Genomic DNA, 13,118 nt, shown 5'->3' with positions numbered 1-13,118 from the left:
TCTGTTATACTAAATGCGTATAAAGCAAGGGCCTTATACAGAGCAAATTGACAAATTGACTTATTCAAAGCAAAGGAGAGAACAAAATCATGGCTGAAACAAAAAAGGCAGTCGTAAACGAAACCGGTTTATTCGCACATCTGTGCCGTCAACGCAACGGCGCAGCAAAAGTATTCCCGCATTGTGGTGAACATGGCTTTGCCTTCACCAGAAGAGTACAGGGCTTCAAACTGAGTGAAGCATCCCTGAAAGCATTAAAAAGAGGTTAAGAAGAAAGATGAGCTTTGTACTGAACTATCTCAAAGAATTGGACAGAGAATACTATAGTAAATGGTTTAAGAATATTTTGCTTTAAGCTTTAAACAGCAGCATTATAATATGCCAGTCAGCGAGCGATGACGTTATAGCCTACCTCCTTGTACGTCGTTGGCAGACTGGCTTTTTGTTTGCCTAAAATATTCCTGGCGGATATATGAATAATGCTACATAGGTATTTTTATTCTGGCGATAATTGTCGTATAATATAAAACTGCCTGCTATAAAAAATAAGTAGAAATTAGTTCCGAAATATATTTAATTACTTTCTGAAATATACTTAATTCATATAACTTCTATTCCAACTAGGTATTTTTATTATTTTGGAATATGTTGTATAATCTCTAACAGTGAAAGGCACTCTCCAAAAGGAACAAGAAAGGAGCTGATAAGTTTTGGACATTGCACTTATCATGAATGATGAAAAAGAAGATTCTAAGATTCGGGAGTACCTGAAACAGGTAGACAAGAAATTTTACTATCGAGCTATCGAGAACAGGAAAAAGGAAGGTAAAGTCTTCCCGCATCGAGGCGAAGATGGTAAGCTCTTTGTAAACACTTTTCAATATGTAAACCTATTTAAGAAGAAATAAGTGGAGGGAAATTTTTATGACACCAGCAATTAAATGCTTGATTTTGTTAGCAGTAGTTGCACTGTTATTCGTTACCGAAATGATTCCGCTGGCAATGACCGCGGTTCTGGCTGCTATAGCCTGCAGTGCATTGGGCCTGGTTCCTGAGAACCAAATCTTCCTTGGCCTGGCAGATTCTACTGTAGTTCTTTTTGGCGGTATGTTCGTAGTTGGCGCTGCAATGTTTTACACTGGCCTTGCTCAAAAGGTTGGCGGCGCTGTAGTAAAGCTGTTTGGTACTAATGAAAACAGCCTGATGTTTGGTCTTATGGTTATTGCAGCAGTTATGTCTGCCTTCCTGTCTAACACTGGTACCACAGCTTGTCTGATTCCTGTAGTTATGGGTATCTGCGCACAAGCAAAGCTTTCTGCTTCCCGTCAGCTGATGCCGTTGGCTTTCGCTGCCGGCCTTGGCGGTACCTGCACCCTGATTGGTACCCCGCCGAACATTCTGGCAAACGTTGCTCTGAAAGCAGCTGGTATGCCGGAACTGCAATTTGGCTTCTTTGAATATGCTTACATCGGCATTCCTATTACCATCGCCGGTATCGTATACATGATGTTCCTTGGCAAATACATCCTGCCGGAAGCTAAAACCGAAGAGGTTGCTGAGGTAGAGCAAGAGATTGATGCTACCAACACCACTCCGAAAAAACAAATGATCTGCGGTATCATCATGGTTGGCGTTATTGGTTCTATGGCAACCAGCATCGTTCCTCTGGAACTGGCTGCTGTTGTCGGAGCGGTACTGTGCGTACTGACAGGCTGCATCACTGAAAAACAAGCCTATAACTCCATCGACTGGATTACCATCTTCCTGTTTGCAGGTATGATTCCTGTTGCAACAGCTATGAACACCAGCGGCGCTGGCAAGCTGATTGCTGAATTCACCGTAAGCCTGATGGGCGGTAACCCGTCTCCGTACCTGGTAACTGCTGTACTCTTTGGTTTGGCAGTTGTACTGACTCAGTTCATGAGCAACACCGCTTCTAAAGCTCTGCTGTGCCCGGTTGGCATTGCACTGTCCGCACAAATGGGTGCATCTCCGAAAGCTGTACTGATGGCAATCCTGATTGCTTCCAGCTGCGCATTCGCTTCTCCGGTAGGTACTCCTCCGAACACCCTGGTACTTGGCCCTGGCAAGTACAAATTCATGGATTATGTAAAATGCGGCGGCGGCTTGGTAGCAGTCAGCATGATTGTTGCAATCATCGTTATTCCTATCGTATGGCCGTTCTTCCCGACTGCAGCATAATTAATTAAAGATATAAGTCTTACCACCTTTCTTAAAATGCCTGCAACGCTCCCGGATGGGAGCGGGCAGCAGGCATAAATTGGATAGAGAACAATTATTATAGACGGGGCGGAAGCTGCCCTAACGCACAAAGCTTCAAAGATGCTTACACTTACAAATTCCTTCTTTCTGTATATATTTGCTTAGGGGACATTGGCAGTATATATAGGATATAAATGAAAAAACTACCCTTCGTCATGTTGGACAGAGCATGGCGGAGGGTAGTTTTGATTTTGCGTTTGCAAGCTGTTGACTGTGGCAGAAATATATTTTATTCGGAAGAAATCGAATCGGAAGGAGTCGAATAAAATGGCTTTTGGGGGACGAACTAAAGAGCAAAAGAAAATACAAGATATGTTGCTCAAAAAAGCACAAGATGTAACTCTCGTTTATGGCCGTAGGCGTGTGGGAAAAAGTGAACTGATTAAAGAGTGTCGGTGAAAACAACATTGAGATGCTGTTTTTACCGCTGTTTTAAACGCTATAATATTTTCACACAAACACATATTGCACCAGGAGCATGTAACCAATTGTGCCTGCTGCTATCGTCAGCAGCAAATTGCGCAGTTTTGCCTGCAGGATAACTGTCACTGCTACGGCGATGGCTTCAGGCAGGCCGTGACTGCCGGTCATAATTTGCGTATCCTTGAGGGAGTAGACAACAAGCATGCCCATAACGGCCGCAGGCAGCATTTTGCCTAAAAACGCTACTAATGGCGGCGTTTTTTTATTGGCCGGAAACAGGATGAAGGGCAGAAAGCGCGTCAGCATCGTACCTGCTACAACAGCGGCAATAGTTATGATTTGTTCTGTGAAGCTCATAATTTAATGCCTCCTTTGTAATAGGCAGTGATAAATACCAGCAGCATAAGCAACATAGCTGGCGGTATAAAGCTTTGCGGTCCGATGAGCACCAGGCAGACTAGCGGAATGACAATACCTAGGATAGCAGGAGTGTGGTTTTCTGTCGCTTGCCATTGGCTGACAAAAATTGCTGTAAAAAGAGCGACGAGCGCAAAGTCCAGGCCTTTGGTGTTGATTTGCAGGCTGTTGCCCAAGAGACCGCCGATAGTTGCACCTGCTACCCAGTAGATTTGGTTCAGCAGATTTACGCAGACCATGAAGCAGCCTTTATCGATGCCTTCAGGAATAACAGTATTACAGTTGATAGCGAAGGATTCGTCGCACATACCGAAAATAAGATAAAATTTCTTCAGGCCGGTATTCTTATATTTTTCCAGCATGCTCAGACCGTAGAACAGATGACGAGAGTTAATCATCAGTGCCATAAAAAAGCAGTACAGCGGATTGAAGGGACTAAGCAGCATTGTTACCAGGACAAACTCCATGCTGCCGGCAAAGACAAGAGCACTGGTAAAAAACGGGTACCAGGGCGAAAAGCCCTTGCTGCAGATGTAAAAGCCGTAGGAAATGCCTAAAAAAAGAAACGCTGCGCAAATTGGCAGCGTTAGTGGAAAAGCAGCTTTAAGTGCTTTGCTATATTTGGTGTTCATGATTATAACCTGCACAATTCTTTGAATTCATAGAAACTATGTAGGCTTTATTCTACAGTATCCTGCAGGAATTGTCAACGCTTGGGAGCAGGTCCGCTGCTGGCGCGGGCAACAAGACGGCATTTGTATTCTACATGGGTTATAGGTTCAAATTTGCCGTGGTGCTCATAGCTGGCAATTTCCTCCTGCAGCAGTTTAAAGGCGCTTTTACCGCATTCTGTGAGAGAATTATCGATAGTTGTCAGGCTGACTCCGCGTAGATGCGAGGGGAAAATATTATCGAAGCCGCAAAGGCTGATATCTTCCGGAATACGCAAGCCCCTGTCGATGATAGCATTGTAGGCGCCGTAGGCAACCATATCGTTGATAGCGACTATGGCTGTTGTTTCCGGCACTGCGTCAAGACAGCGGTTGGCAAGCTCATAGCCTGTGCTGTACTCTACGTCAACGTGCGAAAGCTCGTAGTCAGGGGTGATTTCCTTGGTGAAGAGGGCAAGCTTGGCACCTGCTTCCTGGCAGGCAGCCTCCAGACCCTGGCAGCGACGCACACGCGAGGTATGTTGGTCATTGAGTGTTGTCGAAAGATAGGCAACCTGCTTGTGTCCTAAATCCATAAGATGCTTACCGATTAGCTGTCCTGCAGTGAAGTTGTTCATATCGACAGTGGCAAGCTCCAGGTCACTGCGTCTGTCACCAATAGCAACAACAGGCAGATACTTACTCAGGTTGTACGCTAACTGTGGCTGTTGGGGAATCATGGCAAAGATAACGCCGGCGACATTGAATTTGCGTGCCTGCTCCATAATAAACTTTTCTGTATCCGTATCCCAATAGGTAGTGCGGACGGAGGTGACAAAGCCCTGCTTGCGGGCAACGATTTCAATACCCTGGATAATAGTAGTATAGAAAGGATTGAATAATGAAGGACAGATAATAATGATTAGTGTATCTGAGGGCTTTACTAGGGCATATGCTTTTTCCTTGCTGCTTTTGTAGCCAAGCTCAGCAGCGATGGCGAAAACCTGCTCCACGGTTTCGGCATTGAAGCGGTCGATGCTGCGCCTGTTGAGAATCATTGATACGCTGGCAGGTGAAAGCCCTGCTTTAGCGGCAATATCCTTCAGGGTGACCTTTTTAGGCATAAGTACAATCCTTTCTAATGTGAATTAGCGTAAAGCGGCGGAGCTGAATTATTTTTCTACAACCTTAGCAGCAATGTCAGGATAATTGGTAATCAGAACGTCAACTCCTGCATCAATCAATTCCTGCATCAGCTTGGCGTCGTTAGGAGTCCAGGCCTGCAGGCCTGCGTTGTGCGCGTGCAGGTCAGCAGCAACGCCTTCCTTGCAGCAGAAGTAGCTGCAGGCGTTTACGGTTGCAGCGCCTTGGGAGGCAGCGTAAGCGCCGACGTTCATCAGCCAGGTGTCCATCAACAGACCGCATTTTGCTTCCGGCATCAGCTTTTTGATTTTAGCGATGGTGTAATGGTTAAAGGAGGAATACCAGATCTGTTTTTCCAGACCGAATTCTTTAACCATGGCAATGAGCTTTTCTTCGATACCTTTATATTCAAAAACGCCGGTTTTGAGTTCAATGTTGGTAATCAGGTCAGTGGTTTTAACCCAGGTGAAATATTCGCGTAAAGTAGGAATGGTTTGACGGGGGAAGAAGCCCTTGACGTTAACGCCAACGGAAAGAGTTTTCAGCTCCTCCAGGGTGTAATCCTTCAGCCAGCCGCTGCCGTTAGTAGTGCGGTCGAGCTTTTCATCATGCATGATGACGATTTCGCCGTCCTTAGTAAGCTGGATATCTAATTCAATACCGTCAGCAACAGTTTCTTCTGCTACCTTTTGAAAAGCAAGCATAGTATTTTCAGGATAATAGCCGCTGAAGCCGCGATGCGCAAAAATTTGAACCATTTCTATTCCTCCTTAGATTTTTTCAACAATATTCAACAATATATTAGCACAAGAAAAGCTAAAAAACAAGTGGGACACGATAAGGCCAACAGGGATAAAAAACGGCCAAAACTGAGATTACACAAGGCTTTAGTAAAAATGCGTAAAATTATTGACAATTTTGTGTCACTCTGTTAATATGGTATCAGATTCAAATCGGGAATCTTTAGCACAACAAATTTCAACAAAATTCAACAAGGGAATTAGGAGGATGAACATGAAAAAGATCGTAGCTCTTCTGTTAATGTCTGTAATGATGTTGGCTCTTACCGGTTGCGGCGGTTCTGACAAAAAAGATGAAAAGGCTGCAGGTCCTGACAAAAAGGTTGTTTTGAAGCTGAGCCATGTATTTTCTCCCGATGAGCAGCTGTACAAATCCATGGAATTGGTTGCTGAACGTATCAACAAGAAAACCAATGGCCGTGTAGAAATTCAATGCTTTGGTCAAAACCAGCTGGCTTGCTATAAGGATGGCCTGGAGCAGGTTGCCAACGGTGCTAACTTTATTTCTGTAGAAGATCCGTCTTACCTGGGCGACTATGTACCTGACTTCAAACCGTTGGTTGGCCCGATGCTGTATCAATCCTATGACGAATATGAGAAGATGATTGAAACTCCGTTGGTTAAGGATATGGAAAAGAAGGCTGAAGAAAAAGGCATTAAGGTTCTGGCTTTGGACTACATCTTTGGCTTCCGTAATGTTATGACCAACAAGGTTATTACCAAACCTGAAGATATGAAAGGCCTGAAACTGCGTACTCCTGGCAGCAAGCTGTTCATTGATACCATCAATGCTATGGGCGCAACTGCTACCAGCCTGCCGTTCTCCGAAACTCTGTCCGGCGTTTCCCAAGGCGTTGTAGATGGTCTGGAAGGCTCCGAATTCACCAACATCGGCACCAAATGCTATGAGCACGTTAAAAACGTAGCTACCACCAAGCATTTCCTGGGTACCTGCGGCGTATACATTTCCACCAAAGTATTCAACAGCCTGTCTCCTGAAGATCAGAAGATCGTTGCTGAAGAATTTGCTTACGGCGGTAAAGAAATGACCAAGATTTCCACCGAATCCTATAACAAGGTTTATAAGGAACTGGAAAGTAAGGGCGTTAAATTCAACGATGTTGACCATGCTGCTTTCGAAAAAGCTACCGAGCCTGTATTCAAACAGATGGAAGAAAAAGAAGGCGCAACTCCTGGCATCTATGAAAAGCTGAAAGCTGAGCTGGCAAAAATCCGCGCTGCAAAATAAGCTGTAGATATTCTTTAACAGTCATAATGAAACACTAAGGAGCTACCACGCTGCATGCAGCGTGACAGCTCCTTCCTTTGCATAAGTATTACTATAAAAAATGGAGGTAAAATTTTGGGTAAAAACCTGAGCTTTGTGCTAAATAATCTGGAAGATTTAGTTGCTGCATTTTTCATCAGCATCACCACTATTCTTGTTGTTATCAATATTGTTCTGCGTTACGTTTTTAACTCCGGCCTGGTTTGGTCCGAAGAGGTTGCTACCGGCTGCTTTGTCTGGTCGGTATTCATTGGCGCTGTTGCTGTATTCAAGCATCGCGGTCACGTTGGCGTTGATATTATCGTTAAAAAAATGCCCCAGGCTATGCAGAAGGCTGTTGGTCTGATTACCGATATTATTCTTGTAGCGCTCAATGGCTACATGTCTTATCTTTCTTTTATCTATATTTCCAAATCCTATACGAAAATGACCCCGGTACTGGGTATTTCTTCCGTTTATATCAGTTCTTCCGTACTGATTGCTTTTGTACTCATGACCGCGTATTCTATTAAATTTGTCTGGCAGGATCTTGCCGGTTCCGGAAAGGAGGAAAAATAATGGCTTATTTGCCCGTCATCATCGTCTTTGTCCTTTATTTTTCCAGTATTCCTATCGCTTATGCGCTGTTCGGTGCAACGATTTCCTACTTTACCTTCCTGGATGCGACTTCTCCTGCACATTTGGTATTCCAACGCATTATTACCAGCACGCAGTCCTTTCCGCTGCTGGCAATTCCCTTCTTTATTATGGCAGGCTCCATTATGAACTATGCCGGTATCAGCGATAAGCTGATGAAATTTACCGACGTGCTCATGGGTCATATGACCGGCGGTCTGGCTCAGGTTAACGTACTGCTCAGTCTGCTGATGGGCGGTGTTTCCGGAAGTGCTAACGCTGACGCTGCTATGCAGAGTAAAATGCTTGTTCCGGAAATGGAAAAGCGCGGTTACGGCAGAGCCTTCAGTGCTGCGGTAACAGCTGCGTCCTCTGCAAGTACGCCTGTAATTCCTCCCGGAATTAATCTGATTATTTATGCGTTGATTGCCAGCGTATCCGTAACCAAAATGTTTATGGCAGGCTATGTGCCCGGCATTCTTATGGCAGTATCTATGATGATTGTTGTTGCCATTGTTTCCAAAAAGCGTGGCTACAAGCCTTCGCGTGAAAAGGCTGCTACATTCGGCGAAATTATGACTCAGCTTAAGGAATCTATCTGGGCGCTGCTCTTCCCCTTCGGTATTATCGCCGGCCTGCGCATGGGCATGTTCACTCCGTCCGAGGCAGGTGCTGTAGCTGTAGTATACTGCATCCTGGTAGGTGCCTTCATCTACAAGGAGCTGAAGTGGGAATATGCCTGGCCGATTATGAAGGAAACTATTTACGGTACCAGCTCTGTTGTACTGATTATCGTTGCAGCTTCTTTCTTTGGCTATTATCTGAACTGGGAGCGTATTCCGCAGCATATCACCTCCGCAATGCTTGATTTTACCCGCAATCCGTACATGATGCTGATGCTGGTAAATATCCTGCTGCTGATTTTGGGCATGTTCCTGGAGGGTGGCGCTGCACTGATTATTCTGGCTCCGCTGCTTGTTCCTGTTGTAACCAAACTGGGTGTAGACCCTGTACACTTCGGTATTATCTGTATTGTTAATATTATGATCGGCGGTCTGACGCCACCGTTCGGTTCGATGATGTTTACGGTTTGTGCGATAACGGAAACGCCGCTCGGCGAATTCTTCAAGGAGGTTTGGCCGTTTATCGTGGCGCTGCTTGTAGCATTACTTATTGTCACCTATGTGCCGGGGTTGGTTATGTTCTTGCCTAACTTGTAAGACGAAGGTTTACAGACGTGTGATAAGGCGCCGTATACTTCATCAGGATTCCTAGACGTACTAGAAGTACGCCGTCGTCATCCTTCTTCGTCTCCGTCACCTTCTCCCACGTCTTTGGCGAAGGTTTGCTGATGTGCGATAAGGCGCCGTATACATCATCAGGATTCCCGGACACATATAATTAAATATGCTTTTTCAGGAGCTGCTACGAAAGTGGCGGCTCCTTATGTTTTGTGTTATACTTAAAAATATCAAGGAAAGGTCGTGAAAGCATGAAGAATAAATATATCATGGCGTTGGATTTGGGAACTACCAGCTGCCGTTGTATTTTGTTTGACAAGCAGGGAGAAATCTGCAGCGTAGCACAAAAGGAGTTTACGCAGTATTATCCGCAGGCAGGCTGGGTGGAGCACGATGCCGAGGAAATCTGGGCAACCCAGGTAGGACTGATGTACGAGGCAATGAGCAAGCTGGATGTTACTCCGGCTGATATTGCCGGCATCGGTATTACGAATCAGCGCGAAACTACCGTTGTTTGGGACAAGAACACCGGTCGTCCCATCTGTAAGGCGATTGTCTGGCAGTGCCGTCGTACTGCGGAATACTGTGATCTGCTGAAAATCCGTGGCTATGCCAATATGTTCCGTGAAAAGACAGGCCTGGTGCTGGATGCTTATTTCTCCGGTACTAAGCTGCACTGGATCCTGGAAAACGTACCTCACGCACGCGAGCAGGCAGAGTCAGGAAAGCTGCTGTTCGGTACCATCGACAGCTGGATTATCTGGAAGCTGACCGGCGGTAAGGTACATGTTACGGATTATTCCAATGCTTCGCGTACATTGATGTTTAATATTCATACCCTGCAATGGGATGAAGAAATCCTGACGGTTTTGGGCATTCCGCGTCAGATGCTGCCAGAGGTTAAGCCTTCCAGCTGTGTATACGGTACAACTGATGCCAAGCTTTTTGAGGCACAAATTCCTATTGCAGGTGCTGCAGGTGACCAGCAATGCGCACTTTTTGGTCAGACATGTTTTGCCCCCGGCGAAGCTAAAAACACCTATGGCACCGGCGGCTTTATGCTGATGAATACCGGCGAAAAGCCTGTGGACAGCAAAAACGGTCTTGTTACGACTATTGCCTGGGGTGTAGACGGCAAGGTGGAATATGCGTTGGAAGGTTCTATTTTTGTTGCCGGCGCTGCCATTCAATGGCTGCGTGATGAGCTGGGCCTGATTCGCAATGCTGCTGAATCCGAGGCTATGGCGAAGTCTGTGCCCGATTCCAACGGCTGTTACATGGTGCCTGCCTTTGTAGGCTTGGGGGCGCCGCACTGGAACCAATACGCGCGTGGTGCGATTGTCGGCCTGACGCGCGGAGTTAACCGTAATCATATTGTGCGTGCAACGCTCGAAGCTATAGCTTATCAGGTGTACGACGTACTTAAGGCTATGGAAGAGGACAGCGGTATTAAGCTGAGCTCGCTGCAGGTTGATGGCGGTGCGTGCGCTAACAGCTTCCTGATGCAGACGCAGGCGGATATTATCAATGTTAAGGTAGAACGCCCTAGCTGCATTGAAACGACTGCTATGGGCGCTGCTTATCTTGCAGGTCTGGCAGTAGGCTATTGGGATGATAAGGAAATGATTAAGGGCAATCACGTTATCGAGCAGACCTTTATGCCCGATATGGATGAAGAAAAGCGCAATCATCTGCTGCGCGGCTGGCACAGGGCGGTGCGTGCGTCCTGCATCAGGCTGCATCCGGAGGAGTAAACTAAATAAAAATATACAGCAAAAAGCCTTGCAGCTTGGACTTACTGCAAGGCTTTTCTGCTTTTGATGAGTTGAGTGTTTGTTAGCCGGCGTTAGGGGATGCCGGCCGATAAGGAGTATTATTATAGGAGTATTATAGGGGTGTGATATATAAAAGCTCTAAGCTTTTAGCTGAGTTAGGGGTGTATCAGGACTGTTTTTCAATATCGCCGAAGTAGAAGTTGATGAGTTTTTTGTATTCACCGCTCTTTTTGTAGTCGCTCAAAGCAGCGTTGAATTTTTTAATCAGCTCGTCATTTCCTTTTTCAGCGTAGACAACAAGGTCATCCTGGCGTTCGGAATGGCCTACAACCTGCAGGCAATTGTCGTCATCGGTGTGCGTCATATAGAAAGCAGTAGTGAGGTTACCGCAAATAGCGTAGTCAGCTTCGCCGGTTTCTACTGCATGTAAAGCACTGGCATTTTCAGGATATTCAACAATGATGCTGCCGGGGAAGGATTTTGCTACACGTACAGCAGATGCACCTTTTTTAATAGCAACCTTGCGGCCGTTCATGCTGTCGATGTCTGCCTTAAGGTTGCTGCCCTTTTTGACAACAATGGAGAAAGCAGCCTTGGCATAGGAATCACTTGCGGCATAGTCAATGGAACGTGCCTTGGTTTTACTGAAGTTGTTCATGGCAATATCATATTTTTTGTGGTTAAGGCCGGGCAGAAGCTCGTCGAACGGGGTGTTGATAAATTCAACTCTGTCATAACCCATTTTTTTAGCCACATCGTTGATTAAATCGATATCAAAGCCGGTAAATTTATTTTGCTCTTTGAGATAAAGCTCAAAGGGCGGAGAAGCAGGTGATGTTGCCACACGCAGTACCTTGTCGGCGGCAGGTGCTTGCGCTGCCTGTTTGTCGCTGCCACAGCCGGCGGATAAAAGCAGGCACAGCATGCTGACAAGAATAAATAATATCTTTTTCATTAGCAGATACCTCCAGATAATTTATTAAATTAATTACTCATATGAGCGGTTGTTCATTGGTTGCCTAAATTATATACCCCCTTTCTAGGGATTGTCAAGAGGGTATATCAAAAATATTATTAAAAATTATTGTGTATATAAATAAGAAGCGTTTGTTTAATTATGCAGATTGTGCGGACGTAAATCCGGCGGCAGCATAGTGCAGGCTTCGTGGCTGTCCTCGCTCAAAGGATTGACATGAACCATGCAATGTTTTACCAGCGGGAAGTTGGCTTCAACAGCAGTGTGGACCATTTCAGCGATGTGATGTGCCTGCAGTAGGGTAAGGTTATCCTTGACGCTGATTTCGATATCAACATAAATACGGCTGCCGAAAAGACGGCTGTGCAGACTGTCAAGATGCTCTACGCCGGGAACGCGGGCAACAAGGTCTTCCATTGCAATGGTAGTTTCTTCATCACAGCTGCGGTCTACCATCTTATCCATGGAATCCTTGAATACTTCGTAGGCAGCGTATAAAATCATCACGCAGATTACTAAGCTGGCAATCGGGTCTAAAATAGGATAGCCCATGCGTGCGCCCAAAATACCGATGAAAGCGCCGACGGAGCTCATAGCGTCACTGCGATGATGCCATGCTTCCGCCATCAGTGCGCCGGAATTGATTTTTTGCGCAGCGTTGCGGGTGTACCAAAACATTGCTTCTTTGGCAACAATGGAAATAATTGCTGCCCACAGAGCAAGCTGTCCGGGGATTTCCAGCTCAGCCGGATCACCTACAATTTTTTCGTAACCGCTGTAGCCGATAAGCAGGGCGATAATCGTCAGGATTATTGCCAAAAGAATAGCGGCAATACATTCAATACGTTCGTGGCCGTAGGGATGCTCTTCATCCGAAGCCTTGTTGGAAAATTTTACGCCGGCCATAACAATGAGGGTACCGAAAACATCGGACGCGGAGTGGATACCATCAGAAACCATGGCGGCGGATTGGGCGACGAAACCGGCAATTAGTTTGCCAAGCGACAAGAGCAGATTACCGATAATACTGTTGATGGAAACAATCATAGCGATTCTTTCAGCATCGTTTTCAAATTTCATAATAAAACCTCCTAAAATGGTCTTTGCATTTGTGCAGGCCTTTGACATACAAAAAACGCCTGCGAGATAGTAGTTAACTGTCCCGCAGACGTTGCGTCAAAGTCTGCTGCCCAGAGGGCCCGGCTGCAAAAACCCGGAAGAAGGTTTACCGCCTGATCAGTTTGTACTGTAGCTAAATTGCAGTGCAAAGAGATTATCTGAATTATAAGCGGTTAGCAAAGGCTTTGTCAAGAGGCTTTTGTAAATTTTCTTACAGTTTTCAGAAGAAAATTTCCTGCATAGAGATTAATTGCTAACCATAGCTTGAGGTTAACAAAGGTTTACTTTATTGGATAATGACTAGCAGTAAGAAAATCATACAAATACATGAATAAATGTTGACATATCATTCAGAAGAGATATAATAAGGGTATTAGTACAAATCGTA

General features: G+C 45.5%; 13 protein-coding genes and 1 riboswitch. Of the genes, 7 read left to right on the top strand and 6 right to left on the bottom strand.

What is annotated here, in order from left to right:
* Positions 1-89: 89 nt before the first annotated feature.
* The 3 genes from Q0G26_RS08265 to Q0G26_RS08255 all read left to right on the top strand — a co-directional run bounded on the left by Q0G26_RS08265 (position 90) and on the right by Q0G26_RS08255 (position 2,202).
* Positions 90-269: a hypothetical protein gene (locus Q0G26_RS08265; protein ID WP_293821792.1), complete on the top strand. Its 180-nt coding sequence runs from the start codon at positions 90-92 to the stop codon at positions 267-269.
* 441 nt (positions 270-710) lie between these two features.
* Complete coding sequence (locus Q0G26_RS08260) at positions 711-908, top strand: hypothetical protein (protein WP_021720459.1); 198 nt, start codon at positions 711-713, stop codon at positions 906-908.
* A gap of 16 nt (positions 909-924) precedes the next feature.
* On the top strand, positions 925-2,202 hold the full coding sequence (locus tag Q0G26_RS08255; RefSeq protein WP_293811456.1) for an SLC13 family permease: 1,278 nt from the start codon (positions 925-927) through the stop codon (positions 2,200-2,202).
* Between the two features lie 531 nt (positions 2,203-2,733).
* On the opposite strand, the gene Q0G26_RS08250 is transcribed toward Q0G26_RS08255, so the two are convergent.
* The 4 genes from Q0G26_RS08250 to Q0G26_RS08235 all read right to left on the bottom strand — a co-directional run bounded on the left by Q0G26_RS08250 (position 2,734) and on the right by Q0G26_RS08235 (position 5,674).
* Complete coding sequence (locus Q0G26_RS08250) at positions 2,734-3,063, bottom strand: AzlD domain-containing protein (RefSeq protein ID WP_293829790.1); 330 nt, start codon at positions 3,061-3,063, stop codon at positions 2,734-2,736.
* Positions 3,060-3,755 (bottom strand): AzlC family ABC transporter permease, encoded by a 696-nt coding sequence (locus Q0G26_RS08245; RefSeq protein ID WP_293829789.1) that lies wholly within the window; start codon positions 3,753-3,755, stop codon positions 3,060-3,062. The genes Q0G26_RS08250 and Q0G26_RS08245 overlap by 4 nt, the downstream gene beginning before the upstream one ends.
* A gap of 74 nt (positions 3,756-3,829) precedes the next feature.
* Positions 3,830-4,897, bottom strand: a complete 1,068-nt coding sequence (locus Q0G26_RS08240; protein ID WP_293829788.1) for a LacI family DNA-binding transcriptional regulator — start codon at positions 4,895-4,897, stop codon at positions 3,830-3,832.
* Between the two features lie 48 nt (positions 4,898-4,945).
* Positions 4,946-5,674, bottom strand: a complete 729-nt coding sequence (locus tag Q0G26_RS08235; RefSeq protein WP_293829787.1) for a glycerophosphodiester phosphodiesterase — start codon at positions 5,672-5,674, stop codon at positions 4,946-4,948.
* A gap of 256 nt (positions 5,675-5,930) precedes the next feature.
* On the opposite strand from Q0G26_RS08235, the gene Q0G26_RS08230 reads away from it, so the two are divergent.
* From Q0G26_RS08230 to glpK, 4 genes are all read left to right on the top strand, one after another.
* On the top strand, positions 5,931-6,965 hold the full coding sequence (locus Q0G26_RS08230) for a C4-dicarboxylate TRAP transporter substrate-binding protein (protein WP_293829786.1): 1,035 nt from the start codon (positions 5,931-5,933) through the stop codon (positions 6,963-6,965).
* 114 nt (positions 6,966-7,079) lie between these two features.
* The gene (locus Q0G26_RS08225; RefSeq protein WP_293829785.1) at positions 7,080-7,562 is read left to right on the top strand and encodes a TRAP transporter small permease; all 483 of its coding nucleotides are present in this window, start codon (positions 7,080-7,082) and stop codon (positions 7,560-7,562) included.
* Positions 7,562-8,839 (top strand): TRAP transporter large permease, encoded by a 1,278-nt coding sequence (locus Q0G26_RS08220; protein WP_210684972.1) that lies wholly within the window; start codon positions 7,562-7,564, stop codon positions 8,837-8,839. The genes Q0G26_RS08225 and Q0G26_RS08220 overlap by 1 nt, the downstream gene beginning before the upstream one ends.
* A 272-nt stretch (positions 8,840-9,111) precedes the next feature.
* Positions 9,112-10,614, top strand: a complete 1,503-nt coding sequence (gene glpK, locus Q0G26_RS08215) for a glycerol kinase GlpK (protein ID WP_293829783.1) — start codon at positions 9,112-9,114, stop codon at positions 10,612-10,614.
* Between the two features lie 187 nt (positions 10,615-10,801).
* Here the strand turns inward: glpK and Q0G26_RS08210 are convergent, their stop codons facing one another.
* Together Q0G26_RS08210 and Q0G26_RS08205 are read right to left on the bottom strand one after the other, a co-directional pair.
* Positions 10,802-11,590 (bottom strand): transporter substrate-binding domain-containing protein, encoded by a 789-nt coding sequence (locus Q0G26_RS08210; protein ID WP_293829781.1) that lies wholly within the window; start codon positions 11,588-11,590, stop codon positions 10,802-10,804.
* Positions 11,591-11,746: 156 nt separating this feature from the next.
* Positions 11,747-12,691, bottom strand: a complete 945-nt coding sequence (locus tag Q0G26_RS08205) for a cation diffusion facilitator family transporter (protein WP_293829779.1) — start codon at positions 12,689-12,691, stop codon at positions 11,747-11,749.
* Between the two features lie 75 nt (positions 12,692-12,766).
* Positions 12,767-12,861, bottom strand: a riboswitch (NiCo riboswitch).
* Between the last annotated feature and the right edge of the window lie 257 nt (positions 12,862-13,118).

It is taken from the genome of uncultured Phascolarctobacterium sp. (genome assembly GCF_934190775.1).
Lineage (GTDB): Bacteria > Bacillota > Negativicutes > Acidaminococcales > Acidaminococcaceae > Phascolarctobacterium_A.
The sequence above is the reverse complement of the archived record's forward strand: the minus strand, read 5'-3'. Positions and strand labels throughout refer to the sequence as shown.

Coding starts and splice junctions, on each gene's coding strand:
- Q0G26_RS08265 (WP_293821792.1), top strand. CDS start 90: ATGGCTGAAACAAAAAAGGCAGTCGTAAACGAAACCGGTTTATTCGCA.
- Q0G26_RS08255 (WP_293811456.1), top strand. CDS start 925: ATGACACCAGCAATTAAATGCTTGATTTTGTTAGCAGTAGTTGCACTG.
- Q0G26_RS08250 (WP_293829790.1), bottom strand. CDS start 3,063: ATGAGCTTCACAGAACAAATCATAACTATTGCCGCTGTTGTAGCAGGT.
- Q0G26_RS08245 (WP_293829789.1), bottom strand. CDS start 3,755: ATGAACACCAAATATAGCAAAGCACTTAAAGCTGCTTTTCCACTAACG.
- Q0G26_RS08240 (WP_293829788.1), bottom strand. CDS start 4,897: ATGCCTAAAAAGGTCACCCTGAAGGATATTGCCGCTAAAGCAGGGCTT.
- Q0G26_RS08235 (WP_293829787.1), bottom strand. CDS start 5,674: ATGGTTCAAATTTTTGCGCATCGCGGCTTCAGCGGCTATTATCCTGAA.
- Q0G26_RS08230 (WP_293829786.1), top strand. CDS start 5,931: ATGAAAAAGATCGTAGCTCTTCTGTTAATGTCTGTAATGATGTTGGCT.
- Q0G26_RS08220 (WP_210684972.1), top strand. CDS start 7,562: ATGGCTTATTTGCCCGTCATCATCGTCTTTGTCCTTTATTTTTCCAGT.
- glpK (WP_293829783.1), top strand. CDS start 9,112: ATGAAGAATAAATATATCATGGCGTTGGATTTGGGAACTACCAGCTGC.
- Q0G26_RS08210 (WP_293829781.1), bottom strand. CDS start 11,590: ATGAAAAAGATATTATTTATTCTTGTCAGCATGCTGTGCCTGCTTTTA.
- Q0G26_RS08205 (WP_293829779.1), bottom strand. CDS start 12,691: ATGAAATTTGAAAACGATGCTGAAAGAATCGCTATGATTGTTTCCATC.